The organism is Shewanella marina JCM 15074 (assembly GCF_000614975.1).
GTDB classification, from domain to species: Bacteria; Pseudomonadota; Gammaproteobacteria; order Enterobacterales; family Shewanellaceae; genus Shewanella; species Shewanella marina.
In genome coordinates this window covers 85,362-104,415 of the sequence record NZ_BALM01000003.1, presented here as the reverse complement: position 1 = coordinate 104,415, position 19,054 = coordinate 85,362, and the positions used below count along the sequence as shown (strand labels likewise).

Genomic DNA, 19,054 nt, shown 5'->3' with positions numbered 1-19,054 from the left:
TTATCCTTCAATCAACTTCGTCACGGCATCGGCAGCGCGGGCGCTGGCATCTCGTCGTATCTGTTGATGTAAATCAGTAAAACGTTCAATCATCTCACTGCAATCATTATCCAATTGCTGCATCACCGCCGCCGCAATTTTTTCAGGGGTACAGTCAGTTTGAATAAGCTCAGGTACTAAATCTTCACCAGAAAGCAAATTAGGCAATGAATAACGCTCAATTAGCATCATTCGCTTAGCAATACTGTAAGTAATGGGACTAACTCGGTAAGCCACTACCATTGGTCTTTTAACCAACATAGCTTCTAGCGTTGCCGTACCGGAGGCTAATAAAATGTGATCCGCCGCAGCCATAACCGTTCTAGATTGACCATCAATCATGGTTAATTCAAGATTAGGTGCAAATTCGGCTAAAGCAGTTTCAAATTGATGTTTTCTGGCTTCATTAACCAATGGCACCAGTAGCTTTAGTTGCGGGTGTTTGGCTTTAATTAATTGCGCAGCCTTAATAAAAGGTTCAGCTAATTGCTTAAGCTCACCACCACGCGATCCAGGTAACACCGCAAGATATTGACCTTCAGTATCAAGGCCAAGTTCGACTCTTGCTTTTACCTTGTCAGACACCATCTCAATATCATCAGCTAGTGTATGCCCGACAAAAGTACAAGGTACCTGATGCTCATCATAAAATGCTTTTTCAAATGGCAATAATGACAACACCATATTGGTCGCTTTAGCTATTTTGAAAATACGTTTTGGTCGCCAAGCCCATACTGATGGACTGACATAATGAACAGTTTTAATACCACGTTGTTTTAATTTGAGTTCTACCCCGATATTAAAATCAGGCGCATCAATACCAATAAAACATGCAGGATTTAGTGCGGTAATCTGTTTGACTAAACTGGAGCGGATTTTAAGTAGCGTTGGTAATCGTGATAGCACTTCGGCGATGCCCATTACCGCAAGCTCTTCCATTGGAAACAAAGATTCAAAACCAAGGGCTTGCATTCTAGGGCCGCCGATACCAACGTAACGGGCGTTAGGATATGTCTTTTGCAATGCAGATATTAATCCTGCACCTAAAATATCGCCGGAGATTTCCCCGGCGACTATTGCAAAGACTAAAGAAGTTTCTTTGGTCATTGTTATCGAATAATGCCTCGATTAGATGTGGTCACAAAATCAACCAACATTTTTACGTTTGCGTCATTCTGCGCTTCTTCAGCTAAAGCGGCAACAGCCTCTTCAACGGTTAAGCTACTGCGATAAAGTATCTTGTAAGCACGGCGAAGTGCATGTAAAGATGCCTTTTCAAAGCCACGACGCTTCAAGCCTTCAAGGTTTAACCCTCTAGGTACCGCAGCATGACCTGATGCCATCACAAATGGAGGGACATCTTGCAACACTAATGAACTACCACCAGTAAAGGCATGGGCACCAATGTGCACAAACTGGTGTACCCCAGTCATACCACCAAGAATAGCCCAATCACCTACATGCACATGACCCGCAATAGAGGCATTGTTCGCCATAATGACATTGTTTCCTACCACACAGTCATGTGCAATATGAACATATGCCATAAATAAGTTGTTTGAACCAATACGTGTTTCACACTCATCTTGAGTCGTACCACGATGAATCGTCACTGATTCACGAATAATATTATTGTCGCCAATAATTAATCGAGTAGGTTCGCCAGCATATTTCTTATCTTGACACTCTTCGCCCACTGACGCGAATTGGAAAATGCGGTTATTGTTACCAATCACAGTTGGGCCTTTAACCACCACGTGTGAACTTAACCAACAATCATCGCCAATCACCACATCAGCACCAATATAGCACCAAGGTCCGATAGTGACATTGTTACCAATTTTGGCATCTGGGTGAACAAAAGCTAATTTGTCTATCACTTATTAATCTCTCTGCGAGCACACATGATATCAGCGGAGCATACTACTTCACCGTCAACTTTGGCTACGCCTTGGAATACACCGATACCACGACGCTCTTTAATCATTTTCACTTCAAAATGAATTTGATCACCCGGTTCAACTACACGCTTAAAACGTGCATTATCGATACCAGCAAAATAATACAGAACATCTGGAGATGGCTCTGTACTCATGGTTTTAAATGCAAGTAAACCAGTTGCTTGTGCCATTGCCTCTAAAATCAATACACCAGGCATCACGGGTTGTACTGGGAAATGACCTTGGAAAAAAGGCTCATTAATGGTCACATTTTTAATCGCATGTAAGGTTTCACCAGGAGTGAAATCTAAAACTCGGTCGATTAATAGGAATGGATATCTATGGGGCAGATACTTCAATATTTCATGAATATCCATAGAATTCAGTTGATTAGACAAAATATCATCCTCGACTACTCTTTCGAGTAGTTACTTTTCGTTTTTAATGTTCTTTTCTAGCGATTTCACACGGTCAAAAAGATCATCTAATTGACGTAAGCGAACAGTATTTTTCCGCCATAGGCGATTGTTCGTAGCAACTGTAGCAGAAGAATACACTCCCGGCTCACGAATATTATTCGTAATATTCGTACTTCCAGTCACATGCGTACCGTCACAAATCTTAATATGACCTGAAATCGCACTATTGCCGCCTATTATACAATGTTTACCTATGGTGACACTACCCGCAACGACAGTGCAGCCTGCAATTGCTGTGTTTTCACCAATAATATCATTATGGGCAATCTGAACTTGATTATCGAGAATAACGCCATCGTGAATCTCGGTATGCGCAATGGCACCACGATCTACCGTAGCTCCAGCACCGATTTCAACCCGATCACCTACACGAACACCGCCCGTTTGTGGGATCTTAATCCATTGGCCACGCTCATTAGCATAACCAAAACCATCAGATCCAATAACGGCACCTGAATGTACTAAACACTTCATTCCAAAGTGAACATTATGGTAAACAGTCACATTTGCCCATAGTAGGCTATCACTGCCAATAATGCTGTCTTCGCCAATAAAGCAACCTGCACCAATCTGCACATTATCGCCAATAATTACATTGGCAGAAATTACCGCATTCGCACCAATAGCAACACCTTCACCCAGCTTAGCACTCTCATCAATAACCGCAGTTAGATGAATGTCATAAGCCGCTTTAGGGGTTGAATCAAGTAACTGTGCAATTCGGGCAAATCCTACATAAGGATCTTTAAGAATTAACGCATTACCTTGGTAATCTTCAGCATCTTTAGGGCTCAAGATTACCGCACCAGCTTGAGTTGCCTCAAGCTGGTTACGATACTTACTATTCGCTAAAAAGGTAACCTGATTAGCAGTAGCATTTTCCAATGTGGCAACACTACTGATAATGATAGTGTCATCGCCTTTAACTTCAGCTGACAATAATTGGCTAAGTTCTTTTAACGTATATTGAATCATTTGCTTAGTTGCCTTTGCTTAAGGCTTCAACCACTTTACCGCTGATATCAGAACCAGGCTTAACATAAATAACTGCACCACGTTGTAGCACCATATCTAAGTTGTCTTTTTTAGCAATCTGGTCGATTACTTTCTGAACTTTAGCAAGTAGTTTGTTTTGCTCTTCACCTTGACGACGACGCATGTCTTCATCTAAAGCTTTACCTTTAAGTTGTAATTCTGCTTTAGCTGATTCCATTTTGCGGATTAAATCAGTCTTTTGTGACTCGCTCATTAATGCACCATCACGTTGCTGCTTTTCTAGCATGCCACGTAAATCTTCTTGCATCTTTTGAACTTGAGCAACACGATCACCAAACTCATGCTTAAGTTCTTTACCAATTTGCTCACGCTGTGGAATTTGCTCAAATACTGTTGCCATATCAACTACAGCTAAGTTCTCAGCTTGTGCTGCAATAGGCGCAGCAAAAAGAGCAAGTGCAACGAGTGCGTGATTTACCATTTTGTTCAAAGTAGACTCCTTGTTAAGTCAGCTAATATTGCTTGATTTTATTAAAATTAGAAGGTTTTACCAATATTAAATGAGAAGATCTCGGTCTCATCATCAGCATATTCTTTTAACGGCCATGCTAAGTTAAACACCATTGGTCCCATTGGCGATAGCCACTGCACACTCATACCCCATGAGGCACGAATACGCTTAGGATCACTATAGTCTTGTAACTTATCAAACTGATCCGCAGGAAGCGAACGATATGAGTCATAATTAAACTCAGTATCCCATACGTTACCCGCATCAACGAAGAAACTGGTACGAATAGAATTGCTATAAGCTTCGTCAAGGAACGGCGTTGGAACAATCAGCTCTAAGCTGGCAGTTGCCATTGCGTTACCACCGACAGAGCGACCATCATCAATAAAGACTTCGTTTGGCTCACCCGGTAAGCTACAGCCGTTACCCGTCACACTTGGGCCACATGGCTCACTGCCACGGTTTACGTAGAATGAGCGAGGACCAACTGAGTTAGAGTCAAAGCCACGAATAGAGCCACTACCGCCAGCATAGTAATTTTCCCAGAATGGTAAAATCTGATCATTATCGTGGAACTTACCATAACCATTACCGTAACCAAGACGGGCACGAGTTAACACCACAAAATTATGACTACGTGTCAGTGGAAAATAGAAGCTAGTATCAAAATCAGTCTTAAAATATTGTAAGTCTGAACCTGGAACAGTCATTTTACCGGTTAAACGTTGCGATGAACCCGCTGTAGGGAACGTGCCACGGTTAAGCGTACTGCGGTACCAACCCAAGCTTAATTCGAAATTATCAAAACTTAAGTCAGCATTTGGATCATCACTTTCACGATAAATATTGTAAAAACGCAATGCCTGTTCATACGATGAAATATCTGAAATAGTGTTATGACGATAACCTACACCCGCGTTAATACGGTTATATTCATTAATTGGGAAACCGGTATTTAATGCCACACCATATGAACTATTTTTATAGCGTTCAAGGTTTGCTTCATCTGCATCAAACTCGTTCCAATAGATGCTACCACCTAAGCTTACGCCATCCTTTGTAAAGTAAGGATCGGTATAAGATAAGTTAACATTTTTAGAGTACTTATTGGTACTTAAGCTAATACCAGCTTCATTACCTGTACCAAGGAAGTTACTTTGTTGAACACCAAACTGTAAGCTTAGGCCTGATTCAGTACCATAACCTACGCCTGCATTAAATGAACCAGATGGTTGCTCTTTAACGGTAAAGTCAACATCCACTAAATCATCACTACCTGGTACAGGCACGGTTTGGGTATCAACAGTTTCAAAGAAACCTAAACGATTTAAACGCGCTTTAGACTGCTCGACTTGCGCAGAGTTAAGCCAAGCACCTTCCATTTGACGCATTTCGCGACGTAACACTTGGTCTTTAGTGACTTCATTACCCGTAAAATTAATATTACGCACGTAAACACGTTTACCTGGGTCAATATTAATATTCAGAGTAACTTCTTTAGTCTTGTCGTCAATTTCAGGATAAGTAGTGACTTTTGGATAAGCATAACCAAAGCGACCTAAATATTTGCTATACATCTCTTCAGCAAACGTCACGTCACTACCGTTATACATATCACCAACTTTAATCGGCAAGATCTTCTCTAACAGTTCTTTACGACCCATTAAGTCGCCCGTTAAATTAACAGCTTGAACTTTGTATTGAGCGCCTTCGTCCACATTAATCGTAATATATAAGCCTTTACGATCTGGAGTCATTGCGACTTGAGTAGATGTGATCTTAAAACGAATATAGCCATGATCATGATAGAAAGTTTTGATTGTTTCGAGATCGGCTTGTAGTTTTTGTTTTTGATAACGCTTCTCGCCAAACAGATCCCACCAAGCAACATAATCACTTAGCTCTAACATGCCACGTAATTTAGCATCAGAAAACGCTTCATTACCAACAAAGTTAATTTGTTCAATTTGAGCCGCTAAGCCTTCAGTAAATTTAAACTTAAGCTCAACACGGTTACGCGGTAAATTAACAACTTGTGCTTGAACTTTCGCACCATATTTACCCACACCGTAATAGAAATCTTGTAAGCCTTTTTCAATACCAGTCAACATAGTGCGATCTAAAGATTCACCAATTTTGACCCCTGAACCATTTAAGCTTTCTTGTAACTGCTCATCTTTAATGTCTTTATTACCTTCAAAGGTAATTTGGCTAATTGTTGGTCGTTCTTTTACGTTAACAATTAATACGCCACCTTCATGACTGACTTCGATATTTTCAAAGTTAGTCGATGCATATAGGCTTTTAATTGCTTGTTGCAATTTAACTTGATCAACAACATCACCTACCTTCACAGGCAAGTTTAGCAATGCCGCACCTAGTGCAACACGCTGTAGACCATTGACTTGAATGTCAGTGACCTTAAATGGTTGGAATGTATCAGCCCAAGCTGTCCCTGAAAAAGACGCACCGACTAATAACATCGAGGCAAAAAGTTTATTCAATCTCATAAAGCACTTCTTATTATTTGTCTGTCCTTGCTCAGAGTCGGGCAAAATCGTTAAATATGGCAATACTCATAAAAATAAGTAGCATCGCCGCCCCAAATCTGAATCCAATATCCTGCACCTTCTCAGGTACAGGGCGACCTGTAATCACTTCGATAAAGTAATATAACAGGTGACCACCATCTAACACTGGTAGTGGTAACAGGTTGATAATACCTAAGTTAACACTAATTAATGCTAGAAAACTTAAAAAGTATACAAATCCAATATCGGCACTGTGTCCAGCACCTTGCGCGATTGAAATTGGTCCACTTAAATTTTTAACAGACACATCACCAGTAAAGAGCTTGGCAATCATCTTGCCACTCACACTAATCAATTGCCACGTTTTATCCACAGCCATGGTCGCTGATTCCAACACACCATAACGAATGTCTATTTTTAAATTTTCAGGCCAAGCTAATTGTTTAGGTGCGATACCAATAACACCTTCAACTTGTCCATTACGACCTTCACGGCTTTGAGGCGTAAGCTTAACATTGAATTGCTCGCCATTGCGACGAATTGTCAACTCTAACGGTATATTTGCTGATGCTTTAACCACATCGACAAAAGATTGCCACGTCGTATAAGGCTGACCATTAAGAGCGACTAAAGTATCGCCAACTAAAAGCCCAGCTTTATGACCTGCTCCATCCTCACTCACCAAGGCTAAAACAGGTTCTATTTTAGGTTGAAACGGCACTAAGCCAATGGCGGTGATAGGTAACTGCTTATCTGGATCAAAATTCCAATGACTAATATCTAATTGATAAGTCTTGGCACCAATATCGTCACTGCGATCAAGTGGTGCAACGGTCACACTCACCTGTTTATCACCTATATGGCTGACTAAGGCTAAATTAACCTCTTCCCAGTTTCTAACACTCTGACCACCCACACTGATGATTTGTTGTGGTTGCTTGACTTGAATCGATGCCGCAGGCGTATCCAATTTTGTTTCGGTAATAACAGGCTTAATACTGTTAACCCCAATCAAATACATCACGTATAAAGCAATAATCGCAAAAATAAAATTAGCGATAGGTCCCGCAGCAACAATCGCAATGCGTTGCCATACTGTTTTACGGTTAAAGGCTTGAGATTTTAATTCATCTGGCACATCTTCAACGCGTTCATCAAGCATTTTGACATAGCCACCAAGCGGAATAAGTGCCAGCACATATTCTGTACCGTCTTTACCTACTTTGCGCCAAATTGCTTTACCGAATCCAATAGAGAAACGTTCGACTTTTACGCCACAACGCCTCGCTACATAAAAATGTCCAAATTCATGAGCCGCTATCAAAATGCCTAGGGCAACAACGAATGCAGCAAAATTCCATATAATATCTACCATGCCTCTCCTCGGCGTTAACTTAAGCCATTGACAACTTGAGCAGCTAGTCGACGTGTATCCCTGTCTAACGCTACGATATCTTCAATTGATGTTAATGAATGCTGACTTAACTTAACTAAGCAAGCCTCATTCACACGCGCTATATCAGTAAATTTAATCTGTTGCTGCAAAAAAGCTGCAACAGCAACTTCATTGGCAGCATTAACAACGGTCGTCGCCTCTTGCCCTTGCATACACGCATCAATCGCCAATGCTAAACAAGGAAAGCGATTAAAATCTGGTTCACAGAAGCTTAACTGTCCGACTTTAAAAAAGTCTAAAGGTTCCACACCCGATGAAATTCGTTGTGGATAAGCCATACAATGGGCTATTGGAGTACGCATATCTGGATTGCCCATTTGCGCAATCACAGAACCATCAAGGTACTGCACCATTGAGTGAATTACACTTTGTGGATGAATCACTACTTTAAGTTGCTCTTGAGTCGTATTAAAAAGCCATCTCGCTTCAATAAACTCAAGCCCCTTGTTCATCATCGTCGCTGAGTCAACTGAGATCTTAGGCCCCATTGACCAATTAGGGTGTTTACATGCTTGACTTGGCGTAACTTGCGGAAGTAAAGATAAATCAGTAGTTAAGAATGGACCACCTGAGCCAGTCAATAAAATATGTGACACACCATTTTTGGCAAGATCACAATAACCAATGCTATGCTGGGCATCGACAGGTAATGACTGAAAAATTGCATTATGTTCACTATCAACAGGTAACAATGTCGCACCGCTACGTTTGGCCGCCTCAATAAATAATTGACCAGACATCACCAGCGCTTCTTTGTTAGCAAGTAGTACACGCTTACCAGCGTTAACCGCAGCCATAGTAGGCAATAAACCTGCGGCACCAACAATGGCAGCCATAACCGTATCGACTTCAGTTCTAGCAACTAAATCAACTAACTCATCGACACCTGAAATCACTTCAATCTCAAGCTTACCCTGTAATTGTTGCGCTAGGCTTTTAGCAGCTTGAACATCCATCATATGAGCAACTTGTGGCTGATGCTTTAAGCAAAGTTGCAGCATTTTATCAACACTAGCGTTAGCAGCTAAGGCATACACTTTGTACGCTTGAGGATTACGTTCAATAACATCTAACGTGCTGCTGCCTATTGAGCCAGTAGCACCTAAAATCACCATGTTTTGCATATCGTTACATCCAGAATGCGATATAGATCAAAGTAAAGATGGGTAGCGCGGCAGTTAAACTATCAATGCGATCTAGAACACCACCATGACCCGGTAAAATAGTGCCCGAGTCTTTTATTTTAGCGGCTCGTTTAAACATACTTTCGGTTAAATCACCTAAAGCAGATGCTAAAGCAATAAAAATTGTTACTGCAATCACCAGACCCAATTCCTGTTCTGGCGATGACAACATCACTCCAGCAGCAACAACCATTGTGGTTGCAAGACCACCAAGTAAGCCCTCAAGGGTTTTAGCTGGACTCACATTAGGCATTAATTTAGTTTTGCCGATTGCCTTGCCAACAAAATAAGCACCAGAATCTGCAGCCCATACCACTAGCATAACAAACAATACGAGGCAGCCACCAAAATATGGATCATTGGTCGTACTAAGTGTTTTTAATGAAATCAGGGAGATAAAACAAGGAAGAAGTGTTAGCTGACCGAAAAATGATTTAAGCATTGGGCGGCTTTGCCAAAAGTTAGCACTTTTTGGGTAAAAGATAACTAGCAGTAATGAACATGCCCACCAAGCTGCACCAATGAGAATCGCAGCAAGGAATAGTGGGTGTAGGTGACCGTTTTGCCAAACAATATTAGTTGGCACCAATACATTCATTGCGACCAATAAAATGGCCATGGTTAATGTAAAGCTCCACTGGGTCACATTACATTCACTATCAATAATACGGCCCCACTCTTTAGCCGCAATCAAAAAACAGGGACAAGTGCCCAAGCAAAATATTCATTAGGGAGTAGAAAAATTGCTCCCAAAACTAAGGGGATTAACCAAAGTGCTGTTATAATACGTTGTTTTAGCAAAAAAAATTCCTCTTATCTTATGATAAATTCCGCGCTAACAGATACGTTATACTGGAGTACGTAGCTGTTCAATTTGACTCCCAGTCAAACCAAAGCGGCGCTGGCGGCTTGAAAAAACTTCTACCGCACTTAAAAAAGCAGCCTTATCAAATTCAGGCCAAAGTAGATCAAGAAACACTAATTCCGCATATGCTGCTTGCCACAATATAAAATTACTGATGCGACAATCGCCACCGGTTCTGATCATTAAATCAACTTCTGGTTGATTTTGCATGCTTAATTGTTCACATAATGCTTGTTCTGTAAATTGACTGCTGTTGATTTCACCAGCTTCAACTTTTTGTGCTAATTTTTGCGCAGCCTGTAAAATATCCCAACGGCCACCATAATTAGCGGCCACATTCAAAATCAGCTTATCGTTGTTTGCAGTTTTTTGTTCAGCGATTTGAATTTGTTGTTGTAGTCTGTCTGAAAAGCGGCTGGTATCACCAATGATATTTAGCCTAACACCATTTTGATCAAGCAATTTTATTTCACGGGACAACACCGTAAAGAACAATTGCATAAGTAAAGTCACTTCATGATCCGGACGGCGCCAGTTCTCACTTGAAAAGGCGAATAATGTTAGACTTTGGATACCTAATTCTCGTGCCGTGCTTACCGCACGCCGAACAGCCTTAACACCCGCTCTATGGCCTAAAACTCGAGCTTACCTTTAAGTTGTGCCCAACGACCATTGCCATCCATAATGATAGCCACATGCTTAGGTAATGTCTGATTAACTAAATCAGGCAATAACTCGGAAAATGCATTATTGTCGGCATTATCAGTCGATGTTTGAGATTCAATGTCGGTACTAGATGACATCTGATACAACCCTTAAAATATAGAAACGCCGTGTAGTATAACTCCACACGGCGTCTCAACTCTAGTATTTGCAAACGATGCTTAGATTTCCATCAACTCAGCTTCTTTTGCGACTAGGATTTCATCAATCATCTTGATATGAGCGTCAGTCGCTTTCTGAATTTCATCTTCACTACGACGAACATCATCTTCAGTACACTCTTTTTCTTTCTCAAGAGTCTTAACATCAGAATTAGCATCACGGCGTACATTACGTACTGCAATACGACCATTTTCTGCTTCTGCACGTACAACCTTGATTAAATCACGGCGACGTTCTTCAGTTAGCATTGGTAATGGAATACGGATTGTAGCGCCTGCAGACATAGGGTTTAAACCTAAGTCAGAAGTCATAATTGCTTTTTCAACAGCACTAATCATGGTACGGTCAAAAACAGTAACTGCTAGAGTACGAGCGTCATCAATAGATACGTTAGCAACCTGCTTCAACGGCGTCATTGAGCCATAGTATGAAACATAAATTGTATCTAATAAACTTGGGTGCGCGCGACCTGTGCGTACTTTTGCCATTTGGGTCTTAGTCGCTTCAACGCACTTACCCATACGCTCTTTTGCGTCTTTTTGAATATCATTAATCACGATAACTGTCCTTTTCGGTCACTAAATATTTTTTATGCTTTTATCAGTGTGCCTAACTGCTCACCCATGATGACACGACGAAGTGCCCCTGGTGCATTCATGTTAAACACAAGTATAGGCATGTTATGGTCTCGAGCTAAAGTGAAAGCAGCCAAGTCCATTACTTTTAATTCTTTTTCAAGCACTTCATTGTAACTCATTTGATCGTACTTGACTGCATCTGGGTTTTTCATTGGATCGTCAGAATAAACACCATCAACTTTAGTGCCTTTTAACACAACTTCAGCTTCGATTTCAATACCACGCAAGCAAGCTGCTGAATCTGTTGTACAAAATGGATTACCCGTGCCCGCAGCAAAAATAACTACTCGACCCGTTTTTAATAAACTAATCGCTTCAGCCCAGTTGTAACGATCACATACACCATTTAGTGGGATAGCTGACATTAGACGAGCATTAACGTAAGCACGATGCAGTGCATCACGCATTGCTAAACCGTTCATTACCGTCGCAAGCATACCCATATGATCGCCTACAACACGGTTCATACCAGCTTGTGCTAGGCCTTCACCACGGAATAGGTTACCACCACCAATCACTACGCCGACCTGAATACCCAGTTCAACAAGCTCTTTGATTTCCTGAGCCATACGGTCAAGCACTTTAGGATCGATGCCGAAGCCTTCGGCGCCCATTAAAGCTTCACCACTTAGTTTAAGAAGAATGCGTCGAAATGCAGGTTTTGGATTGGTGCTCATATTTTTATCCTGATTATAACAAGACCGCAGCAAAAGCTGCGGTCTTGGCGGTATATATTAAGCGGCGATTAAGCCTTTTTAGAAGCTGCGATTTGTGCTGCAACTTCAGCTGCAAAATCTTCTTCTTTCTTCTCGATACCTTCACCAACTTCTAGGCGGATGAAGTTAGAAACTGAAGCGCCTTTCTCTTTAAGAATTTCGCCAACAGTTTTCTTAGGCTCCATGATGTAAGCTTGACCAGTAAGAGAGATCTCACCAGTAAACTTCTTCATACGGCCAGCAACCATTTTCTCAGCGATTTCCTGAGGCTTGCCTTCGTTCATTGCGATTTCGATTTGAACTGATTTTTCTTTTTCAACTAGTTCAGCAGGAACGTCAGCAGGAGTAACGAATTCTGGCTTAGAAGCAGCAACGTGCATTGCGATGTGCTTTAGAGTTTCTTCGTCAGCATCACCAGTTACAACAACACCGATACGGTCGCCGTGACGGTAAGAAGCTAAGTTAGTGCCATCGATGTACTCAACACGACGTACGTTGATGTTTTCGCCGATTTTAGCAACTAGTGCAACACGAGCTTCTTCAAACTGTGCTTTTAAATCGTCGATAGTTACTTTAGATGCTGCAGCAACATCTAGTACTTCGTTAGCGAATGCTAGGAAGTTACCGTCTTTAGCAACGAAGTCAGTTTGACAGTTTACTTCTACTAATGCAGCGTAACCTTCGCCATTCTTAATAAGGATTGTACCTTCAGCAGCGATGTTACCCGCTTTTTTAGCAGCCTTAGCAGCACCACTTTTACGCATGTTGTCAATCGCTAATTCGATGTCACCATTTGTTTCAGTTAATGCTTTTTTACAGTCCATCATACCAGCGCCAGTACGATCGCGCAGTTCTTTAACTTGGGCAGCAGTAATTGCCATTGTTAAATCCTCTATTAGATAAGTCGAAAAATTTGTAGATATAAAACAGGGGCCTGATGGCCCCTGTCAACCAATCACTTGGTTAATAAGGGAGATGAAATCATCTACCTTATTAAATTACTTAGCTTCTACGAAACCGTCTTGCTCAGCTTGAACAGCTAGATCTTGACCACGGCCAGATTTAGCAGCAGCAGCTACAGACTGAGTGTACAAACGGATTGCACGCATAGCATCGTCGTTACCAGGGATAACATAGTCAATGCCGTCTGGAGCAGAGTTAGTATCAACAACAGCAACAACTGGAATACCTAGGTTGTTTGCTTCTTTGATAGCGATATGCTCATGGTCAGCACCGATAACGAAGATCACGTCTGGAAGACCAGCCATGTTCTTGATACCACCTAAAGATTTTTCTAACTTCTCAAGCTCGCGAGTACGCATAAGAGCTTCTTTCTTAGTTAGCTTGTCGAAAGTACCGTCGATAGACTGGCTTTCTAGATCTTTAAGACGCTTGATTGATTGACGAACTGTTTTCCAGTTAGTCAACATACCGCCTAACCAGCGGTGATCTACGTAGAACTGATCACAAGAGATAGCAGATTCTTTGATTGCTTCACTTGCAGCACGCTTAGTACCAACAAATAAAACTTTACCTTTTTTAGAAGCAACGTTGCTAATGAAAGCTAATGCTTCATTGAACATTGGCACAGTGTGCTCTAGGTTGATGATGTGTACACCGTTACGAGCGCCGAAGATGAATGGCTTCATCTTTGGGTTCCAGTAACGAGTTTGGTGACCGAAGTGTACACCAGCCTGAAGCATATCGCGCATTGAAACTGTAGTCATTTTAATACCTTAAAAAATTAAAAAGGGGTTAGACCTCCACATATCCCATCACTTCGACCCTAAAACAATGTTTAAAGCACCCCGAAGTATGTGTCGATACGTGTGTGATTTAGTATTTAACAAAATGCCATGTATAATGGCTGTCATCTTTTACTCCAATCGCTCTTTGCATTGCATCGAAACAGATAAGGAGTTAAAACATAACGGCGCGCTTTATACCATATTTAAGAGTAAAGCACAAATTTTTGCATTATTTTAGCGCTTGCTAAATCGCCTAACGTAAGAAGAGAAATACCCATGAGTATTGTCATTAAAACGGCAGAAGAAATTGAAAAAATGCGTGCTGCAGGTCAGCTAGCTGCAGACGTACTAACCATGATTGCCCCCCATGTTAAAGTCGGTGTGAGCACAGATGAACTTGATCGTTTATGTGCAGAGTTTACGGCAAGTCAGGACGCTATTTCAGCACCACTTAATTATCACGGTTTTCCTAAATCGATTTGTACTTCAGTAAACGACGTGATTTGTCACGGTATTCCTGGCGGTTATACCCTTAAAGATGGTGACATTTTAAATATTGATATTACCGTAATCAAAGATGGTTATCATGGTGATACCTCAAAGATGTTTTTAATTGGTGATGTTAGCGCCAAAGATAAGCGTCTTTGCCGTATCGCACAAGAAAGCCTTTATGCCTCAATTCGTAAAGTTCGCCCGGGCATGAAACTCGGTGAAATTGGTACCATTATTGAAAAGTGTGTCAAAGCCAGCAAATCTGGTTTAGAAAAATACACTATCGTTAAAGATTACTGTGGCCATGGTATTGGTGCAGGCTTCCATGAAGAGCCGCAAGTTGTTCATTATAAAAATAATGATAATACTGTACTACGCGCAGGTATGTGCTTTACTATCGAACCAATGATCAACGCTGGCCGTCATAACACCGTTCTTGATGATAATGATGGTTGGACAGTAACGACAATTGATGGCAAGAAGTCAGCTCAGTGGGAACACACTTTATTAGTTACCGCTAAAGGTGTTGAAGTGCTTACCTTACGAGATGAAGAAGAGTTACCTCGCATCATCAATCACTAATCTTATATTGAGCCCATAGGGATATCATGAACAAAGCACGGAGCGCCAAGTTGGCTCTTGCTGAACAAAATGACTTACTGGCTAAGTCATTTTGTTCAAAACAACCCATCTCAGAGTTAATTAAAGCTCGTTGCACGTTTGTCGACAAACTCATCAAACAAGCGTGGTGTGATATTGGCCTCGATAAGCATAATATTGCACTCATTGCTGTTGGTGGCTACGGACGTGGTGAATTACACCCCCACTCTGATATTGATTTACTGATTTTATTACAATCAGCACCATCAGATACGATCGCTAATCAACTTGGACAATTTATTGCTTTCTTGTGGGATGCCAACCTAGAAGTTGGGCATAGCGTACGTACGTTAAGTGAAACACTCGTACAAGGCAGACAAGATATTACGGTTGCCACCAACCTACTTGAAGCTCGCCATTTAATTGGTTCATCCATTCTATTTAGTGCACTTTACAATGCCGTCAGACAAGCTGACTTTTGGCCCAATGCTGAGTTTTTTCTCGCTAAACGAGATGAGCAAGTTGCCAGACATTTAAAAGCCAACGCCTTTGATTTAGAACCAAACATCAAAACATGCCCTGGTGGATTACGCGATATTCAAACCATTGTATGGGTTGCAATGCGTAAATTCAGCGCAACTACCTTGACCGAATTAGTCGAACACGGTTTTTTAAAACAGTATGAACTCGATGAGTTATTAGCGAGTCGGCAATTCTTATGGCGCTTACGTTTCGCGCTACACATCGCCTCTGGTCGCGATGAAAACCGATTATTATTTGATTTACAAAAACAAGTTGCCAGTTTAATGGGTTATCAAGATCAGACCCAATTAGCAGTAGAGCAAATGATGAAAAAGTACTACCGCACGGTCCGCCGTGTATTAGAACTGAATGCGATGCTACTACAACTATTCAAACGCGCGACTCAAATTGATGAACGAACTCTTGCGATAACAGCCATAGATAATTGCTATCAGCGCAGAGGTAAGTTTATTGAAGCGATAGATGAAACCTTATTTGACCGAGAACCAAGTGAAATTATTCGTTTGTTTCTTATTGTCGCGCAAAACTCTAACATTAAAGGCATTTTTGCGGCGACGCTACGAGCTCTACGACGCGCTCGACGGGCACAGTTACAGCCATTAATGGAACATGAACGGTGCCGTGAACTATTTATTGAAATTCTTCATCATCCGCGAGCAATCAATGCTTTATCACTAATGCATAAACATGGGGTGCTTTCAGCCTATCTTCCTGCATGGCGAAAAATTGAAGGACAAATGCAGTTTGACCTCTTCCATGCCTATACCGTTGATGAACATACACACCGATTATTACTGAATATTGATCGATTTGCCCAACCAGAACAAAAAGAAGAATTTCCACTTGGATCAGTATTAATTAATCAATTACCTAAAATATGGCTACTGATTTTAGCGGCCATTTTTCATGATATAGCCAAGGGACGCGGCGGAGACCACAGCAAATTGGGCGGTAAAGACGCTTTAGACTTCTGTAAATTACATAATCTAAGCGATCATGATGGACGCCTTGTGAGTTGGTTAGTTGAAAATCATCTATTAATGTCCGTTACCGCGCAACGACGCGATATTTCAGATCCCGATGTGGTTGCTGAATTTGCTGATAAAGTCAGAGATGCAGTGCATCTAAGCTACCTATACTGCTTAACCGTTGCTGATATTTGTGCCACTAACGAACGGACTTGGAATAACTGGAAAGGTGCCCTATTACGGGATCTCTATTTTTCAACACAGCGAGTATTAGCTCGCGGCAAAGAAAAACCCGTAGATATTCGTGCCCGCGTGCGAGAGCACCAAGCTAAAGCTAAAAAAGAGCTGTTACGAAGTGGTATTAAAGAGAAAGATTTAGATGCAATCTGGCAGCGGTTTAAAGCTAATTATTTTTTACGCCATCTGCCTAATCAACTCATTTGGCATGCCGAAGCGATTGCTAAACATAAACAAAATGTACCATTAGTATTAATTTCAAAACACACCACTCGTGGTGGTACTGAGCTATTTGTTTATTGCGAAGATAAGCCCAAGGTCTTTGCTACAGTCATGGCTACTTTAGACAATAAAAACTTAATGGTGCATGACGCAACCATTATGATGACCAAAGATGGCTATATTCTAAATACATTTGTGATGATGGAACAAGATGGTAAGGCGGTCACCCAGCTATCACGGATCCAAAGTATTCGTAAAGCGCTCGAAAAAGCACTCACTAACGATACCAGTAAATTACCAAGATTTAGAAAGCTGCCCCGTAAAATGCAGCCATTCAAAGTCGCCACTCAAGTGACTTTCTTGCCAAGTAGTAAACAAGGCACCAGCATGATGGAATTACTCAGCTTAGATAGTCCGGGTTTATTAGCAAAAGTGGGTGACATTCTATATCGCTGCAAGATAAGCTTAGTGGCGGCCAAGATCACAACCATTGGTGAACGCGCCGAAGATTTCTTTATGCTACAAAATGCTGATGGTGAACCGCTTGACGAACAACAGCAGCAATTATTACGACAATCGCTAATAGAAGCATTGTCGCAAACCAATTAATTAAGACAAAATTGGAGATACAGATGGAGGCTTTACGCCAACGTATTGAGGCAGCTTTTGAAGCTCGCGCAGAAATTAGTCCAGCAACAGTTGAGCCAAGCTTACGTGCTGACGTACAAACCGTTATCGATATGCTTGATAAAGGCGAAGTAAGAGTTGCTGAAAAAATTGACGGTGAATGGCAGGTCAATCAATGGCTTAAGAAAGCAGTTTTACTTTCATTCCGTATTTTTGATAACAAAGTGATGGAAGGCGGCGAAACTAAGTACTTTGATAAAGTACCGATGAAATTTGCTGATTACGACGAAGCTCGCTTTAAGCAAGAAGGCATCCGTGTTGCGCCACCAGCAAGCGTGCGTAAAGGTTCATTTATCGCACGTAATACCGTACTTATGCCGTCTTACGTTAACTTAGGTGCTTACGTTGACGAAGGCACTATGGTTGATACATGGGCAACTGTAGGTTCATGTGCACAAATTGGTAAAAATGTACACTTATCTGGCGGTGTAGGCATTGGTGGTGTTTTAGAGCCACTTCAAGCTGGCCCAACCATCATTGAAGATAACTGCTTTATCGGTGCACGTTCAGAAGTTGTTGAAGGTGTAATTGTCGAAGAAGGTTCAGTTATTTCAATGGGCGTTTTCATTGGTCAAAGTACTCGTATTTTTGATCGTGAAACGGGTGAAATCCATTATGGTCGAGTACCGGCAGGTTCTGTTGTTGTTGCTGGTAGCTTGCCATCAAAATGCGGAACTTACAGCTTATACGCGGCAATTATTGTGAAGAAAGTTGACGCTAAAACTCGCAGCAAAGTAGGCATTAACGAATTACTACGTATTGTTGATTAATATCAGCAAACAATAAAAAGGTCAGCATTATTGCTGACCTTTTTTATATGTAATACCCATTCAAGCTGGCACAATGCCATCTAACCAGACTTTTGCATCAACCTCAGGTTCCATGGTTTCGCAAGCATCTATCTTTAAAGTTTGATACAAGGGCTTCGCACCTAACTCTTGTAATAGCTCTTCAAACTGAATTATCGCACCACAGAAATGCTCATAACTCGAGTCCCCAAGTCCAACTAATGCATATTGTAAGTTTGGTAGATAAGGCGCTTTATCTTTTAATTCTGTAAACCAAGGTAGGATATCGTCGGGCAAGTCGCCATTACCCGTCGTTGCGCAAACCACAATCAATAATTCATCTTCAGCTGGCTGCCAGCCGACTAATTCATTAGGTTGCCAAAGCTGATGCTCCATGTTGCGCTCAGCAAACTCAGTTGCAAAAGTTTCTGCAACATATTGAGCACTGCCATAAACCGTACCATAAACTAAATTTATTTTTTGCATTTACTAAGTATCCTTACTTAAACAACATGTTACCAAGATACGA

At 41.3% G+C, this 19,054-nt stretch carries 16 protein-coding genes and 2 pseudogenes; 3 read left to right on the top strand and 15 right to left on the bottom strand.

The annotated features are described in order from the left end of the window. The 14 genes and pseudogenes from lpxB to rpsB form a co-directional block, all read right to left on the bottom strand. The gene (lpxB, locus tag JCM15074_RS20730; protein WP_037469008.1) at window positions 1-1,146 is read right to left on the bottom strand and encodes a lipid-A-disaccharide synthase; all 1,146 of its coding nucleotides are present in this window, start codon (window positions 1,144-1,146) and stop codon (window positions 1-3) included. Between the two features lie 2 nt (window positions 1,147-1,148). Then, entirely contained in the window at window positions 1,149-1,919 is a 771-nt protein-coding gene (lpxA, locus tag JCM15074_RS03670) for an acyl-ACP--UDP-N-acetylglucosamine O-acyltransferase (protein WP_025819973.1), read from the bottom strand. Continuing rightward, window positions 1,916-2,377 carry a 3-hydroxyacyl-ACP dehydratase FabZ gene (gene fabZ, locus JCM15074_RS03665; protein WP_025819972.1) on the bottom strand — a complete coding sequence of 154 codons (462 nt, stop codon included), beginning with the start codon at window positions 2,375-2,377 and terminating at the stop codon, window positions 1,916-1,918. Before fabZ ends, lpxA begins: the two co-directional genes overlap by 4 nt. A gap of 30 nt (window positions 2,378-2,407) precedes the next feature. Continuing rightward, entirely contained in the window at window positions 2,408-3,433 is a 1,026-nt protein-coding gene (lpxD, locus tag JCM15074_RS03660; RefSeq protein ID WP_025819971.1) for a UDP-3-O-(3-hydroxymyristoyl)glucosamine N-acyltransferase, read from the bottom strand. Window positions 3,434-3,437: 4 nt separating this feature from the next. Further along, entirely contained in the window at window positions 3,438-3,935 is a 498-nt protein-coding gene (locus JCM15074_RS03655) for an OmpH/Skp family outer membrane protein (protein ID WP_037469005.1), read from the bottom strand. Window positions 3,936-3,991: 56 nt separating this feature from the next. Continuing rightward, window positions 3,992-6,475, bottom strand: coding sequence for an outer membrane protein assembly factor BamA (gene bamA / locus JCM15074_RS03650; RefSeq protein WP_025819969.1), 2,484 nt, complete (start codon window positions 6,473-6,475; stop codon window positions 3,992-3,994). Window positions 6,476-6,506: 31 nt separating this feature from the next. Continuing rightward, window positions 6,507-7,871: a sigma E protease regulator RseP gene (rseP, locus tag JCM15074_RS03645; RefSeq protein WP_025819968.1), complete on the bottom strand. Its 1,365-nt coding sequence runs from the start codon at window positions 7,869-7,871 to the stop codon at window positions 6,507-6,509. A gap of 14 nt (window positions 7,872-7,885) precedes the next feature. Further along, window positions 7,886-9,076 (bottom strand): 1-deoxy-D-xylulose-5-phosphate reductoisomerase, encoded by a 1,191-nt coding sequence (ispC, locus tag JCM15074_RS03640; RefSeq protein WP_025819967.1) that lies wholly within the window; start codon window positions 9,074-9,076, stop codon window positions 7,886-7,888. Between the two features lie 4 nt (window positions 9,077-9,080). Beyond that, window positions 9,081-9,937: pseudogene (locus tag JCM15074_RS20725) on the bottom strand (phosphatidate cytidylyltransferase). 46 nt (window positions 9,938-9,983) lie between these two features. Continuing rightward, window positions 9,984-10,804 (bottom strand): annotated as a pseudogene (gene uppS, locus JCM15074_RS20720) (polyprenyl diphosphate synthase). Window positions 10,805-10,885: 81 nt separating this feature from the next. Continuing rightward, window positions 10,886-11,443 carry a ribosome recycling factor gene (gene frr, locus JCM15074_RS03625; RefSeq protein WP_025819966.1) on the bottom strand — a complete coding sequence of 186 codons (558 nt, stop codon included), beginning with the start codon at window positions 11,441-11,443 and terminating at the stop codon, window positions 10,886-10,888. Between the two features lie 32 nt (window positions 11,444-11,475). Continuing rightward, window positions 11,476-12,201 carry a UMP kinase gene (pyrH, locus tag JCM15074_RS03620; RefSeq protein WP_025819965.1) on the bottom strand — a complete coding sequence of 242 codons (726 nt, stop codon included), beginning with the start codon at window positions 12,199-12,201 and terminating at the stop codon, window positions 11,476-11,478. A 68-nt stretch (window positions 12,202-12,269) separates the two neighbouring features. After that, window positions 12,270-13,121: a translation elongation factor Ts gene (gene tsf / locus JCM15074_RS03615; RefSeq protein ID WP_025819964.1), complete on the bottom strand. Its 852-nt coding sequence runs from the start codon at window positions 13,119-13,121 to the stop codon at window positions 12,270-12,272. A gap of 117 nt (window positions 13,122-13,238) precedes the next feature. Continuing rightward, on the bottom strand, window positions 13,239-13,967 hold the full coding sequence (gene rpsB, locus JCM15074_RS03610; RefSeq protein ID WP_025819963.1) for a 30S ribosomal protein S2: 729 nt from the start codon (window positions 13,965-13,967) through the stop codon (window positions 13,239-13,241). Window positions 13,968-14,264: 297 nt separating this feature from the next. On the opposite strand from rpsB, the gene map reads away from it, so the two are divergent. Genes map through dapD form a run of 3 tightly spaced genes read left to right on the top strand, consistent with a single transcriptional unit; the run spans window position 14,265 to window position 18,507 of the window. Continuing rightward, window positions 14,265-15,062, top strand: coding sequence for a type I methionyl aminopeptidase (gene map, locus JCM15074_RS03605; RefSeq protein ID WP_025819962.1), 798 nt, complete (start codon window positions 14,265-14,267; stop codon window positions 15,060-15,062). Between the two features lie 26 nt (window positions 15,063-15,088). Continuing rightward, the gene (glnD, locus tag JCM15074_RS03600) at window positions 15,089-17,659 is read left to right on the top strand and encodes a bifunctional uridylyltransferase/uridylyl-removing protein GlnD (protein WP_025819961.1); all 2,571 of its coding nucleotides are present in this window, start codon (window positions 15,089-15,091) and stop codon (window positions 17,657-17,659) included. Between the two features lie 23 nt (window positions 17,660-17,682). Further along, entirely contained in the window at window positions 17,683-18,507 is an 825-nt protein-coding gene (gene dapD, locus JCM15074_RS03595) for a 2,3,4,5-tetrahydropyridine-2,6-dicarboxylate N-succinyltransferase (RefSeq protein ID WP_025819960.1), read from the top strand. A 60-nt stretch (window positions 18,508-18,567) separates the two neighbouring features. Here dapD and JCM15074_RS03590 read toward each other — a convergent pair whose 3' ends face one another. Then, window positions 18,568-19,011, bottom strand: a complete 444-nt coding sequence (locus tag JCM15074_RS03590; RefSeq protein ID WP_025819959.1) for a flavodoxin — start codon at window positions 19,009-19,011, stop codon at window positions 18,568-18,570. Window positions 19,012-19,054: the final 43 nt, after the last annotated feature.

Coding starts and splice junctions, on each gene's coding strand:
- rpsB (WP_025819963.1), bottom strand. CDS start 13,967: ATGACTACAGTTTCAATGCGCGATATGCTTCAGGCTGGTGTACACTTC.
- ispC (WP_025819967.1), bottom strand. CDS start 9,076: ATGCAAAACATGGTGATTTTAGGTGCTACTGGCTCAATAGGCAGCAGC.
- dapD (WP_025819960.1), top strand. CDS start 17,683: ATGGAGGCTTTACGCCAACGTATTGAGGCAGCTTTTGAAGCTCGCGCA.
- rseP (WP_025819968.1), bottom strand. CDS start 7,871: ATGGTAGATATTATATGGAATTTTGCTGCATTCGTTGTTGCCCTAGGC.
- JCM15074_RS03655 (WP_037469005.1), bottom strand. CDS start 3,935: ATGGTAAATCACGCACTCGTTGCACTTGCTCTTTTTGCTGCGCCTATT.
- map (WP_025819962.1), top strand. CDS start 14,265: ATGAGTATTGTCATTAAAACGGCAGAAGAAATTGAAAAAATGCGTGCT.
- bamA (WP_025819969.1), bottom strand. CDS start 6,475: ATGAGATTGAATAAACTTTTTGCCTCGATGTTATTAGTCGGTGCGTCT.
- glnD (WP_025819961.1), top strand. CDS start 15,089: ATGAACAAAGCACGGAGCGCCAAGTTGGCTCTTGCTGAACAAAATGAC.
- JCM15074_RS03590 (WP_025819959.1), bottom strand. CDS start 19,011: ATGCAAAAAATAAATTTAGTTTATGGTACGGTTTATGGCAGTGCTCAA.
- lpxB (WP_037469008.1), bottom strand. CDS start 1,146: ATGACCAAAGAAACTTCTTTAGTCTTTGCAATAGTCGCCGGGGAAATC.
- tsf (WP_025819964.1), bottom strand. CDS start 13,121: ATGGCAATTACTGCTGCCCAAGTTAAAGAACTGCGCGATCGTACTGGC.
- lpxD (WP_025819971.1), bottom strand. CDS start 3,433: ATGATTCAATATACGTTAAAAGAACTTAGCCAATTATTGTCAGCTGAA.
- pyrH (WP_025819965.1), bottom strand. CDS start 12,201: ATGAGCACCAATCCAAAACCTGCATTTCGACGCATTCTTCTTAAACTA.